The following is a 20,742-nucleotide window of genomic DNA, read 5'->3' as shown; positions in this document are numbered from 1 at the left end:
GGCCTCCGGTGTGAGTCATGACACGTGTGCGGCGAGTGCGCGCTTGTCGGTCTTGCCCGAAGGGCTCAGCGGCAGTTCGGGCACGGGCACGAAGCGGCGCGGCACCATGTAGCCGGGCAGCGCCGCGGCGGCGCGGGCCGCCAGCCGCGCGCCCAGCTCCTCCGGGTCGACGCCGGGCCCGGGGGTGTAGCAGGCCGCGAGCATGCGTTCGCCGATCCGGCTGGTGACCGGCAGCACCACGAGGTCCTGGACGCCGTCGGTGCTGCGCAGCGCGGCCTCGATCTCGCCCGTCTCGATCCGGTAGCCGTTGATCTTCACCTGGTCGTCGGCGCGTCCCGCGTACTCCCAGCTGCCGTCCGGCCGGGCCACGGCCAGATCGCCGCTGCGGTAGTAGCGCCGTGCCTCGCCGGTGCCCGCCACGTCGAGGAGGGGGTAGCGCTCGTCGGTCAGCTCCGGGCGGTTCAGGTAGCCGATCGCCAGCTGGTCACCGGCGAGGCAGAGTTCGCCGACCCTTCCCGGCGGGGTGGGGCCTCCCCACTCGTCGAGCAGCACCACCTCGAAGCCGTCGAGCGGGCGTCCGATGTTCAGCTCCGGGTCGGCGGTCGTGCCCGTGGGAGCCGGGGCGTCGGGGGCGGTCGTCGGCCGTGGGTCGATCTCGCTCTCCGGCAGCCTTCGGCAGGTGGCGAACACCGTCGTCTCGGTGATGCCGTACATGTTGAAGAACTCCGTACGGGTGCCGTGGAGCGCGCGCCAGGCGCGGACGGCGTCCACGTCCACCGGCTCACCGCCGAAGATGACGTACCGCAGGGCCGTCGCGGGCCGGTCGGCGGTGTCCTCGGCACGGGCCACCGCGGACCGGGACAGATAGCGGAACACCGAGGGCACCTGGTTGAGGACGGTGACGCCCTCGGAGACCACGAGGTCGAGGGTGGCCTCGGGCGAACGGGCGACCTCGGCGGGGACCACGACCAGCTTGGCGCCGTGGGCCAGGGCGCCCCACATCTCCCAGACGGAGAAGTCGAAGCAGGGCGAGTGGAACAGCGTCCACACGTCGTCGCCGCGCAGCGCGAACACCCGGTCGCAGGCCGCCAGCAGCGCCGTGACGTTCCGGTGGGAGACCTCGACGCCCTTGGGGTCGCCGCTCGATCCGGAGGTGTAGATGACGTAGGCGGGCATGTCCGGGGTGACCGTCACCCGGCCGCCCTCCAGCGGAGGCTGGGAGCGTACGGCGTCGTCGACGGTGATGACGGTGGCGTCGGGCAGCACCGCGGCCGCGTCCTGGTCGGTCACCACCAGGTCCAGTGACGCATCGCGGGCCATGTAGCGCACCCGGTCGTGCGGGTACGCGGGGTCCAGCGGTACGTAGGCGCAGCCCGCCTTCATGACGGCGAGCACCGCGGCCACCACATCGGCCCCGCGCCGCAGGTAGAGGCCGATGCGGGTGCCCGGCGCGGGGTCGTGCCGCAGGAGGGCGGAGGCCAGGCGGGCGGCCCGCTCGTCGAGCTGACGGTAGGTCAGGGTTTGTCGGCCGTCCGTCACGGCCTGCGCGTGGGGGGTGCGCGCCGCCTGTTCCTCGAACAGCCGGTGCAGCGTCAGTTCTGCCAGCACGTGGGATCTCCTCCTTGTCAGGAACGCAGGCTTGTCAGGAACGCAGGCTCAGGGGGCGCAGGTCGGTCCACGCCGTTTCGATGTGGGACAGGCACACGGACTTGGGGCCCGTGACGCCCACGGATTCCCAGCCGGTCGGGGCGGGGCGGTCCGCGGGCCAGACGGAGTACTGGTCCTCGTGATTGCGGACCACGGTGTACCGGCGGTCCTCATCGTCCTCAAACATGGGCAACGCGGTCCTCTCCTGTGTGAACGGTCCCCGCGCGGGGGATTCCGGTGCGGGGTGCGCCGTGGTCCGGCAGGCCGGGCCGGGCGGGGGTGAGCAGCTGGGCACGCATCCGGCTGAGCATGTCGGGGCCGTGCGGACCGGTGAGGAAGAAATGGCCGCCGGGCAGGTGCCACGTCCGGAAGGCGCGTGCCGTGTGCCGTTCCCAGGCGACGAGTTCGGATTCCGACACCAGGGCGTCGTCCGTGCCGCCGAACGCGCTGAGGGGGATGTCCAGCGGGGGCCGTTCGCGGTACGTGTAGGTGGCGTCCAGCTCGAAGTCGGCCCGCAGGGCGGGGAGGGCCAGCCGCCGGATGTCCGGCCGGGCCAGCACCCCGGTGGGCGTGCCGCCCAACCGATCGAGAAAGGCCAGCAGTTCCTCGTCCGGCAGCTCGTGGCCGGACACCTCCGCGCTGCCCAGATGGGGTGCCTTGTGCGCCGCGACGATCAGCGCGGCCACCGAGGTGTCCGGCAGCGCCCGCAGCCGCGCGGCCACCTCGTACGCGATCAGGGCGCCGAGGCTGTGGCCGAAGAGGACCACCGGGCGGTCGCACTCGGCGCGCAGTACCTCGGTCAGGGCGTCGGCCAGCGGTTCCATCCGGCGGAACGCGGTCTCCCGCAACCGCCCGCCGCGGCCCGGCAGCTGGACGGCGCAGATCTCCACCTCGTCGGGGAGCAGCGCCGACCACGGGTGGTACATGGACGCCGCGCTGCCCGCCCCCGGCAGGCACACCAGGCGCACCCGGGCGTCGGGGCGCGGCGGGAAGCGCAGCAGCCAGGGGTTCTTCACCGGTCCTCCCGGGGCTCGGCGGGGGCGGCCGTGCGCCGCACATGGGCCGCGAGGTCGCGGACGGTGGGGTGGTGGAAGATGTCGCCGACGCGCAGGGAGAGTCCGGCTTCCCGTGCCCGGTGCACCAGTTGGATGCTCTTGAGGGAGTCCCCGCCGAGGGCGAAGAAGTCCTCGGTGACATCGGTCCCGGGCCGGTCGAGCACCTGGGACCAGATGCGTGCGAGCGTGCTCTCGACGTGGTCCGCGGGTGCCACGCGGGCGGTCGCGGGGGCCGGTGCGGGGGCGGCGGGCGCGGGCAGGGCGGCGCGGTCGACCTTGCCGCTCGCGTTGAGCGGGAGGCGGGGCAGCACGACGGTCCGCGACGGGACCATGAACCCGGGCAGAGAGGCGCGCAGCCGGTCGTCCACCGCGGCGACCAGGGCGTCGGCGTCCGGTGCCGCCCGGGAGCCGTCGGTTGCGTACGGCACGAGATACGCGGTGAGTTGTATTCCGGTGGCGCCGTCCGGGCGGGTGGCGACCACGACGGCGTCGCGGACGTCGGGGTGGGCGCGCAGCACATTCTCGATCTCACCCGGCTCGACCCGGATACCCCGGATCTTGACCTGATGGTCGTTACGCCCCAGGAAATCCAGAGCCGCATCGCTCCGCCAGCGCACCAGATCGCCCGTACGGTACAACCGCGCGCCAGGCGTCCGGCTGAACGGATGCGGTACGAAACGGTCCGCCGTCAGCGCGGGCTGCCCCAGATATCCCCGGGCCAACGCCACCCCGCCCAGGTACAGCTCACCGGGGACCCCCGCCGGGACCGGCCGCAACTCCGCGTCCAGCACATACACCTCGGCACCCGCGATCGGCCGCCCGATGGAGACCCGCGGATCGGGTGCCCCTCCCCCGGTGGCCTTCGGCGCGCACTCCTCCTCGGTCACCTCGATCGACGCCTCGGTGGGCCCGTACGCGTTGAACAGCCGGGCGGGCAGGCGCTCCAGGCAGCGGTCGCGGGTGGCGCGGGGCAGCTCCTGGCCGCTGCAGAGCACCCGGCGCAGCGACGCGCAGCGGTGCAGCCCGGGCTCTTCGAGGAAGGCGGCGAGCAGCGGCGGCACGAAGTGCACGGTGGTGACCCGCTCGCGTTCGATCAGCTCGACGAGGTAGGTCGGGTCGCGGTGGCCGCCCGGTGCCGCCACGACGAGCGTGGCCCCCACCGTCAGCGGCCACAGCAGCTCCCAGAGGGAGACGTCGAAGGTGACGGGCGTCTTGTGCAGGACGCGGTCCGTGGTGTCCAGCCCGTGGGTGTCCTGGATGCCACGGATGCGGTTGGCCAGTCCGCGGTGCGGGACACCCACCGCCTTCGGGGCTCCGGTGGAGCCCGAGGTGTGGATGACGTACGCGAGATGGTCGGGGCCGACCCGGCCGGGGGCCATCGGCCGGTCCGGCCACCCGCCTTCCTCCCAGGGGAAGGTGTCCACGGCCGTGACGGGCACGCCCGCGTCGGCGAGGACGGGGGCCAGCTCCCGCGTGGTGAGGATGTGGGCGGCGCCCGCCGCGCGGAGCATCCGCACCAGCCGGGCCGGCGGGTCCTCAGGCGACAGCGGCAGATACGCGCTGCCGCTCGCCATGACCGCCAGGACCGAGGTGACCAGGCCGGTGCCGCGGGGCAGGCAGACCGCGACGGGGGTGTCCGCCGCGGCACCGTGCGCGGCCAGGTGCCGCGCCAACTGGCCCGTCCGACCTGCGAGTTGTGCGTAGCTGAGCCGCTCGTCCGCGAAGACCACGGCGGTGGCCCCGGGCGTACGCCGCGCCTGCCGGTCGACCGCCTCGTGCACCGGGCCGTCCCACGGGTGCGCCTGGGCGCTCCGGTTCCCCTGGCGCAGCAGCCGGGCCGTCTCCTGCTCGCCCGTGAGCGAGAACCGCGACAGCCGGGTCCCGGGGGCGTCCAGCGCGGTGCGCAGCAGATGCTGGTACTGCCGCGCCAGGCGGCCCACCGTCTCCGCGTCGAAGAGTTCCGTGCGGTAGCGGAAGCAGCAGTCGGCGCCGCCTGTGCCGTCCGAACCGGCCGCGTGGGGCCGGATCTCCAGCCAGAGGTCCGTGAAGGTCGTCCGCGGGCTCGCCGGGAAGATGTCCGTCGCCAGCCCGGCCAGTTCGGGCGCGGACAGCGGCTGTTGGAGCGCGAACATCGTCTGGAACAGCGGATCGTGGCTGCGCGCCCGCTCGGGGCCCAGCTCCGTGACGATCCGCTCCAGCGGTACGTCCTGCCGGGGGAAGGCGTCCAGGGCACTGCGCCGCACCCGGCGCAGCAGCTCCTCGAACGTCACCTCGCCGGACAGGTCGATACGGAGCGGCAGGGTGTTGACGAACATGCCGATCAGGGGGGCGAGTTCGGGCCTGCCCCGCCCGGCGCTCGGGCTGCCGATGACCAGGTCGTCGGCGCCCGACAGGCGGGAGAGCTGGAGGGCGAACACCGACAGCAGCAGCATGAACGGCGTGGCCTTGTGCCGCGCCGCGGCGGCCCGTACCTCCTGCCAGGTCCCGGGGCTCAGCGGCACGGTGTGCGTCGCGCCGTCGAAGCCCTGTACGGCGGGGCGGGGAAAGCTGGTGGGCAGCTCCAGCAGCGTCGGCGCCCCCTGCAGCCGGGTCCGCCAGTGGGCGAGCGCGGCCCGGGCCTCGGCGCCCGCGAGTTCGCCGCGCTGCCGGGCCGCGTACTCCCCGAACTGCAGGGGCAGCGGTTCCAGGGCGGGGTCGCGCCCGGCGGTGCGCGCCGCGTACAGCTCGGACAGCTCCGCGAAGAGCCGGTCCATGGACCAGCCGTCGCACACGGTGTGGTGGCAGATGACGGCGAGCACGTGCTCCCGCTGGTCCAGGCGCACCACCCGGGTCCTGATGAGGGGGCCCGTGGCGAGGTCGAAGGCCCGCTCGGTCTCCGTCTCGATGAGCGTCCGGGCCCGCTCGTCACGCTCTTCCCGCGGCTGCCCCGTCAGATCGGTGACCGGGAGGTCGAGGGGGCGGTGGGGCGTCACCCGCTGCCGGGGCTCCCCTTCCCCGTCGGCCCGGAAGACCGTGCGCAGCACCTCGTGCCGGTCCACGATGCGGTTCAGGGACCAGTGCAGTGCCTCGGTGTCCAGGGGGCCGCGCAGTCGGAGGGCGGCCATGAGGTTGTAGGCGGCGTTGCCCGAGTCGAGCTGGTCCAGGAACCACAGGCGCCGCTGGGCGAAGGAGGCCGGATGGGACGGGTCCGCGTCCGCCGTGCCGGTGGGCCCGGGCGCTGTCGCAGTCAGGTCCGTCATATGAGGCTCCTTTCGATGACGCGGGCCAGGTCGCTGACGGTCGGGTGGTCGAAGACGTCGTCGAGCGACATGCCCACCCCGAACCGCTCCTCGATCAGGGCGAGCAGTTCGACGGCGGCGAGGGAGTCCCCGCCGTGTTCGAAGAGGTCCGGATCGGTGAGGTCCTCGGGCGTGCCGAGCACCTGCCGGAAGAGCGCGAGGAGGGCCCGCTCGACCGGCTCGGGCGCGTCCGGCCCCGGCCGTTCCGTCTCCGACGGGGCGGCGGCGGTCTCCGGGGCGCGGGCCGTCCCGGGTGCGGGCCGGGGCCGCACCAGATGGGTCCGCCGCTCGAAGGGGTAGGTGGGCAGCGGCACCCGGCTTCGGTCAGGTCCGGTGTGCAGGCGGTCCCAGTCGATCGTCGCGCCGCCGCACCACGCCCGGCCCACGGCGTCGAGCAGCGCGGTGCGGGCGTCGCCGGTCCGCCCCGGCCCGATCTCCAGCACCAGCCGACCGCCTCCCGCCGCCAGGGCAGCGGCGTCGACCGGTCGCGGCGGTGTGTCCTCCGCAAGCTCCGGCCAGAAGCCCGGGTCGGCCGCCTCGTCCGGGCTCACCGGTGCGCCGGTGTCGGCCTGGATCCAAGGCGTCTCGGGGCTGCGCCAGGCGGCCGCCCGGATCGCGTCCCGCAGCGGCTCCGCGCCCCGCACCGCCGCGTCGGCGATCCGCAGCGCGTCGGCGAGCGGCAGCGCCCCGGCGACGCCCGCGGCCACCAGGGCGCCCTGCCCCCGCCCCGTGACGGAGGTGGGAGCCACCCCCCAGTCGACGAGCGTGCGGGCCAGCGCGTAGGCGACGGTGAAGCGCGCCACCCGCTCCGACTCCGGACCGGCCACCGCCTCGTCCGTGGTCAGCAGCCGCTGGACGTCCCGGCCGAGAGGCGCGGTCAGCGCCCGGCAGCAGGCGTCGGCGGCGTCCCGGAAGGCGGGGTGGGACGCGTACAGCCGTCGGACGGAGCCGGTCTCCCACGCGTCGGTTCCCGCGAACGCGAGGACGGCCGGGGTCCCGTCCGGCGCGGCCTCCGGCCGTACGGCGGTGTCCGCCGCCGGTGCCGCGAGCGCCGCGAGTGCCTGGGAGCGGTCGGCGCAGACCAGGTGACGGCGGTGGCCGAACGCGTGCCGTCCCCGCTGGAGGGTCCGGGCGACGGCGTCCAGCGGCAGTTCCGGGTGCCCGCGCAGATGCTCGGCGAGCCGTCCGGCCATCGTGTCCAGGGCCGTGGGTGTCCGGGCCGAGAGGACCAGGAGCTGCTCGGCGGGGGCGGGCGGCAGCGCGGCCGGTACGGCGTCGGGCGCCTCCTCCAGCACCACATGCGCGTTAGTGCCGCCGATCCCGAAGGAGCTGACCCCGGCCCGCCGCGGCAGCCTGCTGGTCTCCCATTTACGGGTCCGGGTGGTGACGTCGAAGGGTGTGGCCGCGAAGTCGATCCGCGGGTTCGGCCCGGTGAAGTGCAACGTGGCCGGGAGGGTGCGGTCCTCCAGTGCCAGGACGGTCTTGATGAGGCCCGCGACTCCGGCGGCGGTGTCGGTGTGCCCGATGTTCGTCTTGACCGAGCCCAGGGCCACGGGTCCTTCGGCGCCGGTGTCCCGCGTGGTGCGCCCGCCGGTGCCGTCCGCGTCGAACGCCTGGGCAAGCGCGGTCACCTCGATGGGGTCGCCGACCGGCGTGCCCGTGCCGTGTGCCTCGATGTACGAGATGTCACCCGGGGACACCCCGGCGGCGAGGTGCGCCCGGCGGATGACCTCCTCCTGGCCGCGGACGCCGGGGGCCGTGTAACCGGCGCGGTCGTGGCCGTCGTTGTTCACGGCCGAGCCGCGGATCACCGCGTGGATGTGGTCGCCGTCCTCGATCGCGTCCCGCAGCCTGCGCAGGACGACGACCCCGGCGCCGTCCCCGGCGACGATGCCCCGCGCGTCCTCGGAGAAGGTCCGGCAGCGCCCGTCCGGTGACATGGTCCCGCCTTCCCGGTGCCGGTATCCGGACAGGGGCGCCCGCAGCGTGACCCCACCCGCCAGTGCCGTGTCGCACTCACCGGCCAGCAGCGCCAGGCTCGCCGTGTGCACCGCGACCAGCGAGGTCGAGCACGCGGTCATGACCGCCACGCTCGGTCCGGTCAGGCCGAGGGCGTACGACACCCGGGTGCACAGGTGCTCGGGGTCGTTGGCGAGGCTGAGGGTGAGGTCGTCCACGCCGGGGAAGCGGTCGGCCCGGTCCCGGATCACCGCGGCGTAGCCGTTGCGTCCGGCGCCCGCGTACAGCCCGGTGGTGCCCGGGACCGCGAGCGGGTCGTATCCCGCCCGTTCCAGCGCTTCCCAGGCGCATTCCAGGAAGATGCGGTGCTGCGGGTTGAGCAGATCGGCGTCGCGTTCCGAGATGCCGAAGAACGCGGCGTCGAAGTCGCCGATGTCCTCGACGACACCGTGCTCGCGGACATAGCGCGGATCGGCGCACTGCTCCGGGTCCTGGCCCCACTCCCGCAACTCGTCCGCGGTCAGGGTCCGTACGCCGTCGACGCCGGTCACCACGTTGTGCCAGAACTCCTCCGGGGTCACGGCTCCGGGGTAGCGGCAGGCCATGCCGACGACGGCGATGAGGGTGTCGTCGGCCTCGTCGTCGTACGCGACGCCCGCCGCCTCGACGTCCTCGTTGATGTGCTCGGCGGTCACTGTCGTTCAGCCCTTCCGTGAGAGGTCCGTGCCCGCATCGCCGTCAGCCGGGCGGCGCCGCGTCGGCGGCGTTCGGCCACGCCGTCGCCGCCGGTACGGCCCGCGGGCCGTTCCTCGGCGGTGCTGCCCGGGGAGCCGGACAGCTGACGGGCGAGGGTGGCGATGGTCGGGTACGCGTAGAGGTCGGCGATCCGCACCGGGGTGCCGAGTTCGGCGGTGAGCCGGTCGCGGACCGACGCCAGCAGCAGCGAATGGCCGCCCGCGTCGAAGAAGTTGTCATCCGTCCCGAAGGAGTCGTGGCCGAGCGTCAGCGCCCATACGTCGCTGATCAGCCGCTCCAGCGGTGTCCTGGCGCGCCGGTGCGCGGCGGCGGGCGGCGGGGCGAGTTCCCGGGCGGCCCCGGCGAGCGCCGTACGGTCGACCTTGCCGTTCGCGGTGAGCGGCACCGAGGGCAGGAGGAGGTAGCGGCGCGGGTGCATATGGCGGGGCAGGCGCCGCGTCGTGTGGTCCAGGAGCGCGGCGAGATCGGGGGCTCCGGACGCGTCGGCGGGCACCAGGTAGGCGGTGAGTTCGGGCTCCGCGGTGCCGTCCGGACTCCCGGCCGCCACGACGGCGTCGTGGACGCCGGGGTGGGCGCGCAGCACGTTCTCGATCTCACCCGGCTCGACCCGGATACCCCGGATCTTGACCTGGTGGTCGTTACGCCCCAGGAAATCCAGACCCGCGTCCGTCCGCCAACGCACCAGATCGCCCGTACGGTACAGCCGCGCACCTGGTGTCCGGCTGAACGGATGCGGTACGAAACGGTCCGCCGTCAGCGCGGGCTGGCCCAGGTATCCCCGGGCCAGTCCCTCCCCGCCCAGGTACAGCTCTCCGGGCACGCCCACCGGCACCGGCCGCAACTCCGCGTCCAGCACATACGCCTCGGTACCGGTCACGGGCCGCCCGATGCCGGGCAGGGTGTCCCGCTCGCCGCCGTCGGCCGGGACCGTGCCCGAGGTGGCGACGACGGTGTTCTCCGTGGGGCCGTAGTTGTTGACCAGCCGGAAGGGCAGCGGGTTTCGGCCCGTTCCGTGCAGCCGGTCGCCGCCGGTCAGCACGGACCGCAGGGCCGACGCGGCGGGCCAGGGCTCCTGGAGCATGCGCTCCAGGAGCGGCGTGGGCAGGAAGGCGCTGGTGATCCCCCGTTCGATGAGCCAGGAGCGCAGCTCGGACGGGGACAGGACGGTCTCGGCCGAGGGCACTTCCACGGTGGCACCGGCGGTCAGGGCCGACCAGGTCTCCCAGACGGACGCGTCGAATCCGGGGGCGGCGACGAGGGTGCAGCGGTCGCCCGGTCCGATGCCGAACTCCGCGCGGTGCCAGGCCACCAGGTTGGCCAGCGCGTGGTGTTCGACCAGCACCCCCTTGGGCCGTCCCGTCGATCCGGAGGTGTACATCACGTAGGCGAGGTCGTCGGGACCGGCGGACGCGGCGGGCGGGCCGTCCGGTGCATCCGGTACGTCCGGTGCGTCCGGTGCGTCCCCCGCATCCCGCAGGGAGTGGAGCGTCTCCACCCGGCCGTACTCCAGGCCCGCGCGGTGCTCCGGGCCGGTCAGCGTCAGCAGCGGACGCGCCTCGGCGAGGAGGGCGGTCAGCCGGGGCGCGGGATGTGCGGGGTCGAGCGACAGATAGGCCGCGCCGCTCTTGAGGACGCCGAGCTGCGCGGTGACCAGATCCGCGCCGCGCGGCAGGCAGGTCGCCACGACGGTTCCCGGTCCCGCGCCCGCCGCGCGCAGCCCGGCCGCGATCCGGTCGGCCGCGCGGTCCAGTGCGGCATAGCTCAAGGCGCCCTCGTCGCTGCGGACCGCCACGGCATCCGGGTGGGCCCGCGCCTGCCGCTCGACGAGCTGGTCGACCCGCTCCCGCGCGGGGCACGGTGCCGCCCGCTCCGGGGCTCCGGCCCAGTCGGTGAGCAGCAGCCGCTCCTCCTCGGACCCGAGTACGGGCAGCTGCGCCACCGGCGTGTCCGGATCGTCGAGGGCCGCGGACAGGAGGCGGAGGTAGCGGTCGCCGATCAGCTCGGCGCTGCGGTCGTCGAAGACGTCCGTCTGGTAGCCCACCCATGCCTCGGTGCGCTGCCGGTTGCCCGCCAGATGCAGGGCCAGTTCGTACTTGGCGGTCCGCGTCGGGATCGGCAGCGGCGACGCGTCGAGACCGGGCAGCGCGGTGCCCTCGGTGGGCAGGTCCTCGTAGGTGACCACCGTCTGGAACAGCGGGTGGCGGGCGGTCGAGCGGTCCGGCTGGACCTCCTCGACCAACAGCTGGAAGGGCAGGTCCTGGTATTCGTGCCCGGCGAGGACGGTGTCGCGCACCTGGTGCAGCAGCGCCCCGAAGGTGGTGTCCGCGGTGCAGCGGATGCGTACCGGCATCATGTTGACGAACAGTCCGACGGTGCCCTCGACCTCCATCTCCGTACGGCCGCTGACCGGTACGCCGATGACCAGGTCGGGCGTGGAGGTCATCCGGGAGAGCAGGGCCGCATAGCCGCTGAGCAGGGCGATGAAGCGGGTGACGCGGTGGCGGACGGCGACGGCGTCGAGGCGTTCCGCCAGTTCGGGCGGGACGGGGAAGCCACGGCTGTCCCCCGCGAAGCTCGGTGCCGTGGGGTGCGGCCGGTCGGTCGGCAGGGCCAGTTCGAGCGGTGCGCCGGCGAGTTCGGTCCGCCAGTGGTCCAGTGCCTCGTGGCGGCGGGGCCCCGCCAGGAGCCGTTGCTCGGCGGCGACGCAGTCGCGGTAGGAGCGCGCCGGTGCGGCCGACGGGGCGTCGTCACCGGCCACCGTGGCCGCGTACAGGGCGGCCAGATCGCGGTCGATGATGCCCATGGACCAGCCGTCGACGGCGATGTGGTGGAAGGTGAGGACCAGCGCATGGTCGTCCTCGGCCAGCCGGATCAGTTCCGCGCGCAGCACCGGGCCGTGCGCCAGGTCGAACGGCGCGAGGGCGGCGCGGGTCACCGCCTCGTCGAGCGCCGCGTCCCGCTCGGCCGTGGGCAGCGCGCTCAGATCGGTGAGCGGAAGCGGCACCTCCGCCTCGGCAGCGATCCGCAGCACCGGTGCACCGGCCACGGTCGGGAAGGTGGCGCGCAGCGCGTCGTGCCGCGCCACCAGCAGGTCGAGGGCCCGCCGCAGGGCGTCGCTGTCCAGCGCGCCGCGCAGCCGGGTGGCCCTGGGCACGTTGTACTCATTGCCGTCGGGCCGCAACTGCCACAGGAACCACAGTCGTTGCTGGGCCGAGGAGAGGGCCGTATCCGCGCTCATGCCCGTGCTCACGCCTGCGCACTTCCCTCGTGTCCGAGGTACCGCAGGACGAACTCCGTGAGCTGCTCGACGGTGGGCCGCTCGAAGAACTCACCCATCGGGACCTCGACGTGCAGCGTCCGCTCGATACGGGAGATGATCTGCGAAGCCGTCAGCGAATGACCGCCCAGTTCGAAGAAGTTGTCGCGGTCGCCCAGCTTCTCGACGCGCAGCACCTGTCTCCAGATCTCACCGATCGTGCGCCGCACGTCCTCGCCCGAGATCTGATCTGCTGGCCCGGACTTGGAAACCATGGTCACAAGCCCCCTTCCGGCTGTGAAGGATGCGACGGTTTCCCGCCGTGATGCGTGAAACCTCTGTCCGCCCACAAGATGTAAGCCACACCGGCCAGTTCCCACCCTCACGCCCGAAGGGGAAGCACTCACTGCACTGTCGGGCAGCGGCACCCGCACCCACGCCAGAGCCGGACGCAGGTGTTCCCCCCTGACTCGATCCCGCCGAAATCCCCCGAACGGGGCACCGGGGCCTCAGGCTCCGTGACCTCGACGAGCACGGACGCCGCCTGATCGAGTCCCCGCGCACCCAGCGGCGACCGCTCCCCGAAACGGTGGCCCTGGACGCCAAGGGGCTGCGGGCTCTGGCGCATCCCGTACGCGTGCGGCTGGTGGGGCTGTTGCGCAAGCACGGTCCGTCGACGGCGACGCGTCTGGCCGAGCGGCTGGGCGTGAACTCCGGCACCGCCAGCTATCACCTACGCCAGCTCGCCGCGGCGGGCTTCGTCGCAGAGGACGCGGAACGCGGGAACGCACGGGAACGCTGGTGGCGTGCGGTACACCGGACGACATGGCTCAACGACTCCGAGCTGGTGGAGCAGGAGCCGGAGGCCACGCTCGCCTATCTGCAGTCCGTCGCCGCCGCGTACACCCTGCACACCCAGCGCGCCTTGAACGAGTTCCACACGATGCCCCGCGTCTGGCGGGAAGTCTTCGACATGAGCGACTGGCCTCTGCGGCTCACCACCGAGGAGGCAACCACCCTGAGCGAGGAACTGACCGCGGTGGTCGCCCGCTACCGGCGGGATACACCGCAGGAGGCGGCCCAGGCCCCCGAGGGCGCCGAGCGCGTCGTACTGATCACGCACGTCGTGCCCGAATTGGACCGGCCCGAGACACCGCCCGGGCGCCCGGCGGTCCAGGGCGAGGCCGGGACGGGGACATCGTGAAGAATCGTCCCCAGGCGACTGACGGCTTACCGCAGCGGCGGAGCCTGCGGCCGTTGGCCGGGGTGCTCACGGCGATGGCGGTGTCCCTGGCGGGCACCCGTATCTCAGCGATCGCGCTGCCCTGGTTCGTTCTCGTCACCACCGGAAGCGCGGTTCAGACCGGGCTGGTGGCCTTCTGCGAAATGACTCCCTACGTGGCGGTGAAGGCGCTCACCGGACCGCTGGTGGACAGGGTCGGGCCCCGCTCCGTGTCCTGGCGCACCGACCTGGTCAGCGCGGCCGCCGTCGGCGCGGTCCCCCTGCTGCACGCCCTGGGCCTGCTCTCCTTCCCGCTGCTGCTGGCGCTGGTCGCGGTGGTCGGTGCGGCCCGCGGCCCCGGCGACCTGGCCAAGCACGTCATGGTTCCCGAGGCGGCCGAGCGCGGCCGGATGCCGCTGGAACGGGCCACCGGCCTCTCCGGCGTGGTCGAACGACTTGCCGTCACCGTCAGCCCGGCTGCGGGCGGCACGCTGGTGGCGTTCCTCGGCCCGATGGCGGGACTGGCCATCAACGGAGCCTGCTTCGTCCTGGGTTCGGTCGTCATCGCCCTGGCGTTGCCGCGCGACATGGGACACGCACCGGAACGGGCTACCGCCCCGGCGGAGGAAACCACCGGCTACTGGCGGCGTTTCGGCGAGGGCCTGCGTTTCCTGCGCGGCGAACCGCTGCTGCTCACCATCATTGTCATGGTCGGCATCACCAATCTGCTGGACGCGGCGTTCACCACCGTGCTCCTGCCCGTCTGGGCCAGGGAGTCGGGCAACGGACCCGCAGAGATCGGCCTGCTGGGCAGCGCGGGAGGGATCGCGGCGGTCACCGGAAGTTTGATCGCCGCAGGGGTTGCCCACCGGATGCGACGCCGAGCGGTGTTCTTCATCGGCTTCCTGCTGGCCGGGGCACCGAGGTTCCTGGCCTTGGCTGCGGACGCACCGATGTGGGCACTACTTGCCGTGTTCGCCGTGAGCGGGTTCGGATCGGGTTTCCTCAACCCGATCCTGGGAGCAGTCTCCTTCGAGCGGATACCACGTCAACTACTCGGCCGGGTCAACGCCCTGAGCGATTCACTGGCCTGGGCGGGCATTCCGCTCGGCGGTCTGCTCGCCGGAGCGGCGATGGGCGCCATCGGCCTCGCACCCACGCTGGTGGCGAGCGGAGCCACCTACTTCCTCACCACAACCCTGACCGCCCTACGCCCCGAATGGCGCGAAATGAACCGCCAACACCCCAACGGCCACACACACGCCCCACCCGAACCATCGCCACGGGACGAACGAGACACAGCCCCTCGACCATGACCATCGCGAAGCCACTGCGGTTACCTCCGGCCAGGCCATCCCAGATGACTTAGACGCCATTTCAGTTGACATGATCTTGCGGCAGTCCGGGGTGAGGCTGCTGCTCTTGTTGAGCGGATGGCGTCCGGGCGACCTGTGGGCCCTGTTCCAGCCGGTGGCGGCGCCGATTCGCTGTCAGCCCGGTTCCTGGCCGCGTGGGCCATGGTGTCGACGAAACTCCGTTGCCGCCTGGCCTGGAGTGGCCTACGGTCCCGCTCGTGCTGCCTGTGGTGGAAACGGATGATGACTGGGACGCTGTCGTCACCGATGAGAGCGTGATGCGTCCTGGAGCGGAAGACCTCTGTGCGCGTCTCGGGTTCTCCGGCACCTCACTGGTTCGCTTCCCTGAAGGGTCACAGCCGGTCTACGCGGTGGGTGACGACCACGTGCTCAAGCTCTTCCCCGGAGCCGCCGCTCAGGACGGAATTGTCGAAGGCCGTGTCCTTGCCCATGTTCAGGGGCGACTGCCGGTGCCGACACCCGTGGTGCGGGCCTCCGGCCCGTACGAGAACGGCTGGCAGTACGTCCTGATGTCCAGGCTCCACGGCAAGAACCTCGCCCACTCCTGGGAGCACATACCCCAGAATCATCGTGAACGGCTCGTCGTCGAGATCGGCGAGACCCTCGCGTCGCTGCACGCCCTCAGCCCCGAGCCGCTGCGGGACACCCTCGGCCCCGAGGACTGGGGAACCTTTCTGGACCTCCAGAAATCCGGCGCGGTGGAACAGCAGCGCGCACATGGACTGTCAGCGGCATGGCTGGAACAGATTCCGGACTTCCTCGCGTCGGTTCCGTTGCCACGGGCCCCGCAGCCTTCCCTGCTGCATACCGAGGTCATGCAGCAGCACTTCCTGGTCGACCCCGACGGATGGCGTCTGACCGGTCTGTTCGACTTCGAACCAGCGATGATCGGTGACCGCGCCTACGACTTCGTCGGTGTTGGCCTGTTCGTCACCCGCGGAAATCCAGCCCTGTTGGCTCGGCTCACCGACGTATACGGAAACAGCTTCGAGCCGCGTGAACTCATGGCCTATACGTTGCTACACGTGTACAGCAACCTTCCCTGGTACATGAGAGAACTGCCCGCACCTGCCGAAGAATCTCTTCCTTCACTCGCAGAGGCATGGTTCAGCACGGTGTGAGAGACGGGGCGGGCCCACTGGTTCCCGTGGATCCGCTCGGCGTACGGGGGTGACGATCCCGCTGACGAAGTTGACCACCTGGCGCAGTTCGGCCTTGAGGCACTTCACTTGGTCAGTCTGCGGTGGCACAGGAGGGTCGCGGCAATGGCTGTGAAGACAAGGAAGTGTTCGGGCTTGCGTTCGTAACGGCGGTGGAAGCGTCGGCAGGCGGACAGCCACGACACGGTCCACTCCACAACCCCGCGAGCCATCGCCGCAGGTGGCGGTAGCCGTAGCCCTTGTCACCGTGTGGCTTCCCGGGCCGCCTGCGCCGTGGGCCGCGGCGGGAGCGGATGGGTGGGATGCCATGGACCAGTGGGACGAGGGCCTGGCTGTCATGGAGGTTGACGGCGGAGATGCCGACCGACAGGGGCAAGCCCTGGCGGTCGACGATGAAGGGAATCTTCGATCTCTTCTTGCCGCGATCGGTCGGATTCGATCCGTCAACTGCCCCCTGTGAGGGCCCGGACGCTGACGGAGTCGATCACGCACCGCGACCAGTCCAGCTCACCCCGAACACCCAACCCGTCCAGGACCAAGCGGCACAGCTTGGCCCGCCTCCGGGCTTCGGTCCACTCCCTCCACCCTGCGGGCGAACCGGTGCCGACGGCACCACCCGCTGGAACAACGTCCACAGGTCATCCGATGCCATCCGCTCGACAAGCGCAGCAGCCATCACGCCAACTGAAATGGCGTCTGAAGAAAACCTGCCCTTGAGATACGGGGTCGTTGCCGCCCCCCGGAAGGCCACACCCCCTCATGGAGTTGCCCGGCCCTCGCTCACTCCTCCCCTGCGTGGCCGGAGGCCAGGACTCCGGTGACGAAGTGCGTCAACTGTGCCCGCATCCTTTCCCGCGGCACGCGCTCTGCTCCGGCCAGGTGCTCGACGAGGTCGGCTCGCGTGGCGGCGAGCAGGGCATGGGCGGTGAAGTCGCTGCCGGTCAGGCCGGGGATCTGCTCCAGTACCCCTTGGAGCATGCGGTGCCACCGCTCGTAATGCTCCGCCTGGTACGGACTGCCGCTCCCGCTCTCCTCCAGGGCCAGCGCGAGGCGCCGGTTGTCGAGTTTGAAGCACAGGACGGCGTCGAGCAGGGCGGGCACGCGCTCCTGCGGTGGGGTCGCGGGCCCCAGGGGTGGCGGACCCGCTTCGACGGCCTGCCGGACCGGTTTGAGCCGTGCCTCGTACAACGCGCGGAGCAGCCCGGCGCGATCACCGAAGGCCCGGAAGAGCGTGCCCTTGCCGACGCCCGCCGCTGCCGAGACGTCGGCCATGGTGACGTCTTCGGGACGCTCGCAGCGGGCGAAGAGAGCGTCGGCGGCCGCGAGTACGGCCTCCCGGTTACGGGCGGCGTCCTTGCGGAACGTGCGCTCGGGCATGCTGCTCCTCCAGTTGCAAAGCGGACCCGTGGTCCGTATCTTCAAAGCGGACCCGGGGTCCGGATTCTACGCGTTGGAGGATACCCATGCCCGCACCGACTTCCCCGGCGGATCTGTACCGCCACAGCCTGCGGCTCTTGCTGGACAAGAACATTCCCGCGTGGGTCGCCCTCTGGGCCGAGGACGGCCTCATGGAGTTCCCGTTCGCCCCCGACGGCTGGCCCCGGCGCCTGGAGGGCAAGGAGGCCATCGCCGCCTATATGCGCCACTACCCCGACCACATCGACCTGTACGACTTCCCCGACCTGCGGATCCACCAGACCGACGATCCACAGACCCTCGTGGCCGAGATGCGCGGCGTCGGCCGCCTGCGGGAGAGCGGCACTCCCTTCGACATGACCTACATCGCCATCGTGACGGTACAAGAGGGGCACATCACCTCCTACCGCGACTACTGGAACCCCCTCGCCGTCCAGGAGCCCGGCGCCGACTTCACCGGGAGCAGCCGATGACCACCACCGGCACCACGCTGGTCATCGGCGCCACCGGTACCACCGGAAGTCGCACCGCCGCACAGCTGACGGCCGCAGGCCACCGCGTCAAGGCCGCCAGTCGGCAGGCCACCCCCGTCGCCGACGCCGACCCGGTCCTCTTCGACTGGCACGACCCCGCCACCCACGCAGCCGCCCTCAACGGCGTCGACCACGTCTCTCTCGTACCGCCCGTGGGCGACTCCGACCCCGCGGCGGTCATGCTGCCGTTCCTGCGTCGGGCCCGCACCGCCGGTGTGCGCCGCGCGGTGCTGCTGAGCTCCTCGGCCATCCCCGAGGGCGGCCCGGCGGTGGGAACGGTGCACCAGGCCCTGCCCGACCTCTTCGAACAGTGGGCGGTACTGCGGCCCTCGTGGTTCATGCAGAACTTCACCGGCACACACCCGCACGCCCGCAGCATCCGCGACGAGGGCACCATCTGGACCGCCACCGAAAACGGCCGGGTCGGCTTCGTCGACGCCGAGGACATCGCCGCCGTCGCCGTCCGGTCCCTGACCGACAGGCAGGCCCCCAACACCGATCTCATCCTCACCGGACCCGAGGCACTCAGCTACGGCGACATCGCCACGATCGTCACCGAGGTCACCGGTCGGCCCGTGGTCCACCGCCGCCTGTCCTACGCGCAGATGCGCGATCACCTCACGACGCAGGTCCCGGTGGAGTTCGCGACGATGCTCGCCGATATGGACCGTGCCATCGCCGAAGGTGCGGAGGATCGCCTCACCGACACCGTCCAACGCCTCACGGGTCGGCCGCCACGCACCTTTCGGGCCCTCATGGAGAGGGAGGCGCGGCGCAGCAGTTGATGCTCCAGAACGAGGATGAGCAGTTCTGGGGCGAACGCCGCGTCATCTCGGGGAGCGAGGGGGCCGGGCCATCCCCTCCTTCCTCGGTCAGGGCCGGATGGGGCGCAGCGAGGTGTCCCGGAGGCGCTCGGCGTTGGCCGGTGGACGGGGTCCGCGCTCAAGGCGTCGCTGCGGGCGACGCTGCCGGAGTACATGGTGCCGACCGCGGTGGTCTTACCGGACCGTCTCCCCCGCGCCCCCAACGGCAAGGTCGGCCGGTTCTTCACCGCCGGTGGGAACAGTGCCTCCCGGAAGACCGCCGACCCGGGCGCGGACGCCCAAGCGTGGCACCGGCTCACCGGCGTGGCACCAGTTCACCGGCGTGGCGCCGGTCACCGCGCATCTGGACGCCGCCCACCACGAGATGCTGCGGCCGGAATTCGCCGCTGCCCTCGCCGAGATCGTGCACCCTCACCTCGTCACGCATCCCACGGAGTTGGAGACCTTCTCGTGGCGAACCCGTTCGACGATGATGCGGCCCCGCCCACCGTGCCGCACAACGACAGACGCCAACACGCGCTCCAGCCCGCCGCGTTCGACATGCCGGACGGCCGGGACCAGGTGTTCGGCCCGGCGTCCCGGGGCGAGTGCGAGGCGTACCTCACCGCGGACCGGACGGAACACTCACGTGCTTGACTCCCTCACCACCGGCCGGACCTCCGGGACGGAGAGCCGCCGGGACGTCCTGGCGGTCGGGCCGCTGCTGACGGGGGCGATCCTCGCCCCGATCGACTACTTCGTCGTCAATCTGGCGCTGCCCGACATCCGGGCGGACCTGTCGGCGGGCGACGGGCAGCTCCCCTTCGTCATCTCCGCCTACGCCACCGCGTACGCCGTCGGGCTGATCCCCGGCGGACGGCTGGGCGACCGGTTCGGCCGCAAACGCCTGTTCCTGACGGGGCTGACCGGCTTCGTGGTCGCTTCGGCCCTGTGCGGCCTGGCGGGCAGCATCTACCTCCTGATCGCGGGGCGGTTCCTCCAGGGACTGGCCGCCTCGATGCTCTCGCCGCAGGTCCTGGCGACGTTCCGGGCCGTGCTCCCGCAGCGGCACCAAACGCCCGTCATCGCGGCCTACGGGTTCGTGTTCGGCCTGGGCGCGATCATCGGGCAGGTGGGCGGCGGGCTACTGCTCCAGGCGGATGTGTTCGGGCTCGGGTGGCGGGCGATCTTCTGGATCAATGTGCCGGTCGGGCTGCTCGCGCTGGTGGGCGCACGGGCGTGGATGCGGGAGAACGCGGGCGACCGCACCGGCGCACTCGATGTCGCCGGTGCCGCCGCCCTGTGCGCGCTCATCGCGCTGGTGCTCGTCCCGCTGTCCGTGGGGCGCTCGCTGCACCGGCCTCCGTGGGCGATCGCCTGTCTGGTCGCCGCCGCGGTGCTGGCCTGGTGGTTCGTCCGCTTCCAGCGCCGACGTACCAGGGTCCGGCCGCTGGTCGACATCGATCTGATCCGTCGTCCGGCGGTCTGGCGCGGGCTGCTGCTGGCGTTCTGGTTCTACACCGACAGCCTGTTCTTCATGGGCTTCGGGATCTACACACAGGACGGTCTGGGGCGGAGCGCGTCGGCCGCCGCGCTGCTGTTCCTGCCGTTCTCCGCGGGCTTCATCATCGGCCCGCTGATCGTGCCGAAGCTCGTCGTGGTGGCCGGTGAGCGCACCGTCCCGATCAGCTTCGCGGTGCTCTCGGCGGGCTTCGCGCTCCAGGTGACGGCGGTGCTGACGACGGCCCGGCCGGGCCCGGTGCTGATCGCGGGGCTGGTGGTGGCCGGTATCGGGCACGGGCTGGTCCTGTCGTCGCTGACCCGCGTGCTCATGATGGGCGTCGAGACCAGCCGGGCCGGTCAGATCTCCAGCCTGGTGATCTCCGCGATGCAGATCGGATCGGCCCTGGGGGTGGCCGGATTCGGCCCCGTGCTCTTCGCCGCGCTCGGCGACGGCACCGGGGCCCGCGCCTACGGCACCGCCTTCGGCATCGCGGAGGCATGTCTGACCGCTGCGCTGCTCGGCTGTCTGCTGCTGAGCTTCTCGCTGGCACACGTGCTGCGCACCGGACACCCCGTCCCCCCGACACAGCGGTAGGAGAGGCGAAGAGAGGTCGAACGGGTTCACGGTGGCGGTCGTCGGAACCGGCCCCCGCGGGGTGTCGGTCATCGAACGGCTCGTGACCAGGATCGTCGACCGACGCTCGTGACCGGGATCGTCGAGCGGCGGCACCTGCTCCGCACGTGACGGTACGGCCCCCGCGCGGGTCGCCGTCGCAAC

At 72.2% G+C, this 20,742-nt stretch carries 16 protein-coding genes and 1 pseudogene; 7 read left to right on the top strand and 10 right to left on the bottom strand.

What is annotated here, in order from left to right; all coding sequences use genetic code 11:
- Nucleotides 1–15: 15 nt before the first annotated feature.
- Genes IF23_RS0122390 through IF23_RS0122360 form a run of 7 tightly spaced genes read right to left on the bottom strand, consistent with a single transcriptional unit; the run spans nt 16 to nt 12,226 of the window.
- On the bottom strand, nt 16–1,608 hold the full coding sequence (locus IF23_RS0122390; RefSeq protein WP_051739813.1) for an amino acid adenylation domain-containing protein: 1,593 nt from the start codon (nt 1,606–1,608) through the stop codon (nt 16–18).
- 34 nt (nt 1,609–1,642) lie between these two features.
- Nucleotides 1,643–1,834 carry an MbtH family protein gene (locus IF23_RS0122385; RefSeq protein WP_030286418.1) on the bottom strand — a complete coding sequence of 64 codons (192 nt, stop codon included), beginning with the start codon at nt 1,832–1,834 and terminating at the stop codon, nt 1,643–1,645.
- Nucleotides 1,827–2,663: a thioesterase II family protein gene (locus IF23_RS0122380; RefSeq protein ID WP_078654176.1), complete on the bottom strand. Its 837-nt coding sequence runs from the start codon at nt 2,661–2,663 to the stop codon at nt 1,827–1,829. Before IF23_RS0122380 ends, IF23_RS0122385 begins: the two co-directional genes overlap by 8 nt.
- Nucleotides 2,660–5,941 (bottom strand): non-ribosomal peptide synthetase, encoded by a 3,282-nt coding sequence (locus IF23_RS0122375; protein ID WP_051739812.1) that lies wholly within the window; start codon nt 5,939–5,941, stop codon nt 2,660–2,662. The genes IF23_RS0122380 and IF23_RS0122375 overlap by 4 nt, the downstream gene beginning before the upstream one ends.
- Nucleotides 5,938–8,634: a type I polyketide synthase gene (locus IF23_RS0122370; RefSeq protein WP_051739811.1), complete on the bottom strand. Its 2,697-nt coding sequence runs from the start codon at nt 8,632–8,634 to the stop codon at nt 5,938–5,940. The genes IF23_RS0122375 and IF23_RS0122370 overlap by 4 nt, the downstream gene beginning before the upstream one ends.
- Nucleotides 8,631–11,933, bottom strand: coding sequence for a non-ribosomal peptide synthetase (locus IF23_RS0122365; RefSeq protein ID WP_157848057.1), 3,303 nt, complete (start codon nt 11,931–11,933; stop codon nt 8,631–8,633). Before IF23_RS0122365 ends, IF23_RS0122370 begins: the two co-directional genes overlap by 4 nt.
- 8 nt (nt 11,934–11,941) lie before the next feature.
- Nucleotides 11,942–12,226: a phosphopantetheine-binding protein gene (locus tag IF23_RS0122360; RefSeq protein ID WP_051739820.1), complete on the bottom strand. Its 285-nt coding sequence runs from the start codon at nt 12,224–12,226 to the stop codon at nt 11,942–11,944.
- Between the two features lie 314 nt (nt 12,227–12,540).
- Here IF23_RS0122360 and IF23_RS0122355 point away from each other — a divergent pair, with 314 nt between their 5' ends.
- The 3 genes from IF23_RS0122355 to IF23_RS0122345 all read left to right on the top strand — a co-directional run bounded on the left by IF23_RS0122355 (nt 12,541) and on the right by IF23_RS0122345 (nt 15,670).
- Nucleotides 12,541–13,155 carry an ArsR/SmtB family transcription factor gene (locus IF23_RS0122355; RefSeq protein ID WP_078654175.1) on the top strand — a complete coding sequence of 205 codons (615 nt, stop codon included), beginning with the start codon at nt 12,541–12,543 and terminating at the stop codon, nt 13,153–13,155.
- 74 nt (nt 13,156–13,229) lie between these two features.
- The gene (locus tag IF23_RS0122350) at nt 13,230–14,489 is read left to right on the top strand and encodes an MFS transporter (protein ID WP_078654182.1); all 1,260 of its coding nucleotides are present in this window, start codon (nt 13,230–13,232) and stop codon (nt 14,487–14,489) included.
- A 257-nt stretch (nt 14,490–14,746) separates the two neighbouring features.
- Entirely contained in the window at nt 14,747–15,670 is a 924-nt protein-coding gene (locus IF23_RS0122345; protein WP_030286404.1) for an aminoglycoside phosphotransferase family protein, read from the top strand.
- 104 nt (nt 15,671–15,774) lie between these two features.
- On the opposite strand, the pseudogene IF23_RS33710 reads toward IF23_RS0122345, so the two are convergent.
- Nucleotides 15,775–16,385: pseudogene (locus IF23_RS33710) on the bottom strand (transposase).
- A gap of 104 nt (nt 16,386–16,489) precedes the next feature.
- Nucleotides 16,490–17,086: a TetR/AcrR family transcriptional regulator gene (locus IF23_RS0122340; protein ID WP_030286403.1), complete on the bottom strand. Its 597-nt coding sequence runs from the start codon at nt 17,084–17,086 to the stop codon at nt 16,490–16,492.
- An 86-nt stretch (nt 17,087–17,172) separates the two neighbouring features.
- Here IF23_RS0122340 and IF23_RS0122335 point away from each other — a divergent pair, with 86 nt between their 5' ends.
- Together IF23_RS0122335 and IF23_RS0122330 are read left to right on the top strand one after the other, a co-directional pair.
- Nucleotides 17,173–17,598 (top strand): nuclear transport factor 2 family protein, encoded by a 426-nt coding sequence (locus IF23_RS0122335; RefSeq protein ID WP_030286402.1) that lies wholly within the window; start codon nt 17,173–17,175, stop codon nt 17,596–17,598.
- Nucleotides 17,595–18,443, top strand: a complete 849-nt coding sequence (locus tag IF23_RS0122330; RefSeq protein ID WP_030286401.1) for an NmrA family NAD(P)-binding protein — start codon at nt 17,595–17,597, stop codon at nt 18,441–18,443. The genes IF23_RS0122335 and IF23_RS0122330 overlap by 4 nt, the downstream gene beginning before the upstream one ends.
- 334 nt (nt 18,444–18,777) lie before the next feature.
- Here the strand turns inward: IF23_RS0122330 and IF23_RS35455 are convergent, their stop codons facing one another.
- The gene (locus tag IF23_RS35455; RefSeq protein ID WP_281179997.1) at nt 18,778–18,909 is read right to left on the bottom strand and encodes a hypothetical protein; all 132 of its coding nucleotides are present in this window, start codon (nt 18,907–18,909) and stop codon (nt 18,778–18,780) included.
- 23 nt (nt 18,910–18,932) lie between these two features.
- Between IF23_RS35455 and IF23_RS34650 the strand changes: the two genes are divergently transcribed.
- Together IF23_RS34650 and IF23_RS0122315 are read left to right on the top strand one after the other, a co-directional pair.
- The gene (locus IF23_RS34650) at nt 18,933–19,118 is read left to right on the top strand and encodes an MbtH family NRPS accessory protein (protein WP_030286399.1); all 186 of its coding nucleotides are present in this window, start codon (nt 18,933–18,935) and stop codon (nt 19,116–19,118) included.
- Nucleotides 19,111–20,559, top strand: coding sequence for an MFS transporter (locus IF23_RS0122315; RefSeq protein WP_051739808.1), 1,449 nt, complete (start codon nt 19,111–19,113; stop codon nt 20,557–20,559). The genes IF23_RS34650 and IF23_RS0122315 overlap by 8 nt, the downstream gene beginning before the upstream one ends.
- The last annotated feature ends 183 nt before the right edge of the window (nt 20,560–20,742 follow it).

The organism is Streptomyces catenulae, assembly GCF_000718015.1.
Taxonomy (GTDB): domain Bacteria; phylum Actinomycetota; class Actinomycetes; order Streptomycetales; family Streptomycetaceae; genus Streptomyces; species Streptomyces catenulae.
This window is presented reverse-complemented; position numbering and strand designations above follow the sequence as displayed.

Coding starts and splice junctions, on each gene's coding strand:
- IF23_RS0122385 (WP_030286418.1), bottom strand. CDS start 1,834: ATGTTTGAGGACGATGAGGACCGCCGGTACACCGTGGTCCGCAATCAC.
- IF23_RS0122375 (WP_051739812.1), bottom strand. CDS start 5,941: ATGACGGACCTGACTGCGACAGCGCCCGGGCCCACCGGCACGGCGGAC.
- IF23_RS0122365 (WP_157848057.1), bottom strand. CDS start 11,933: ATGAGCGCGGATACGGCCCTCTCCTCGGCCCAGCAACGACTGTGGTTC.
- IF23_RS0122360 (WP_051739820.1), bottom strand. CDS start 12,226: ATGGTTTCCAAGTCCGGGCCAGCAGATCAGATCTCGGGCGAGGACGTG.
- IF23_RS0122350 (WP_078654182.1), top strand. CDS start 13,230: ATGGCGGTGTCCCTGGCGGGCACCCGTATCTCAGCGATCGCGCTGCCC.
- IF23_RS0122340 (WP_030286403.1), bottom strand. CDS start 17,086: ATGCCCGAGCGCACGTTCCGCAAGGACGCCGCCCGTAACCGGGAGGCC.
- IF23_RS0122335 (WP_030286402.1), top strand. CDS start 17,173: ATGCCCGCACCGACTTCCCCGGCGGATCTGTACCGCCACAGCCTGCGG.
- IF23_RS0122330 (WP_030286401.1), top strand. CDS start 17,595: ATGACCACCACCGGCACCACGCTGGTCATCGGCGCCACCGGTACCACC.
- IF23_RS35455 (WP_281179997.1), bottom strand. CDS start 18,909: ATGCGTGACGAGGTGAGGGTGCACGATCTCGGCGAGGGCAGCGGCGAA.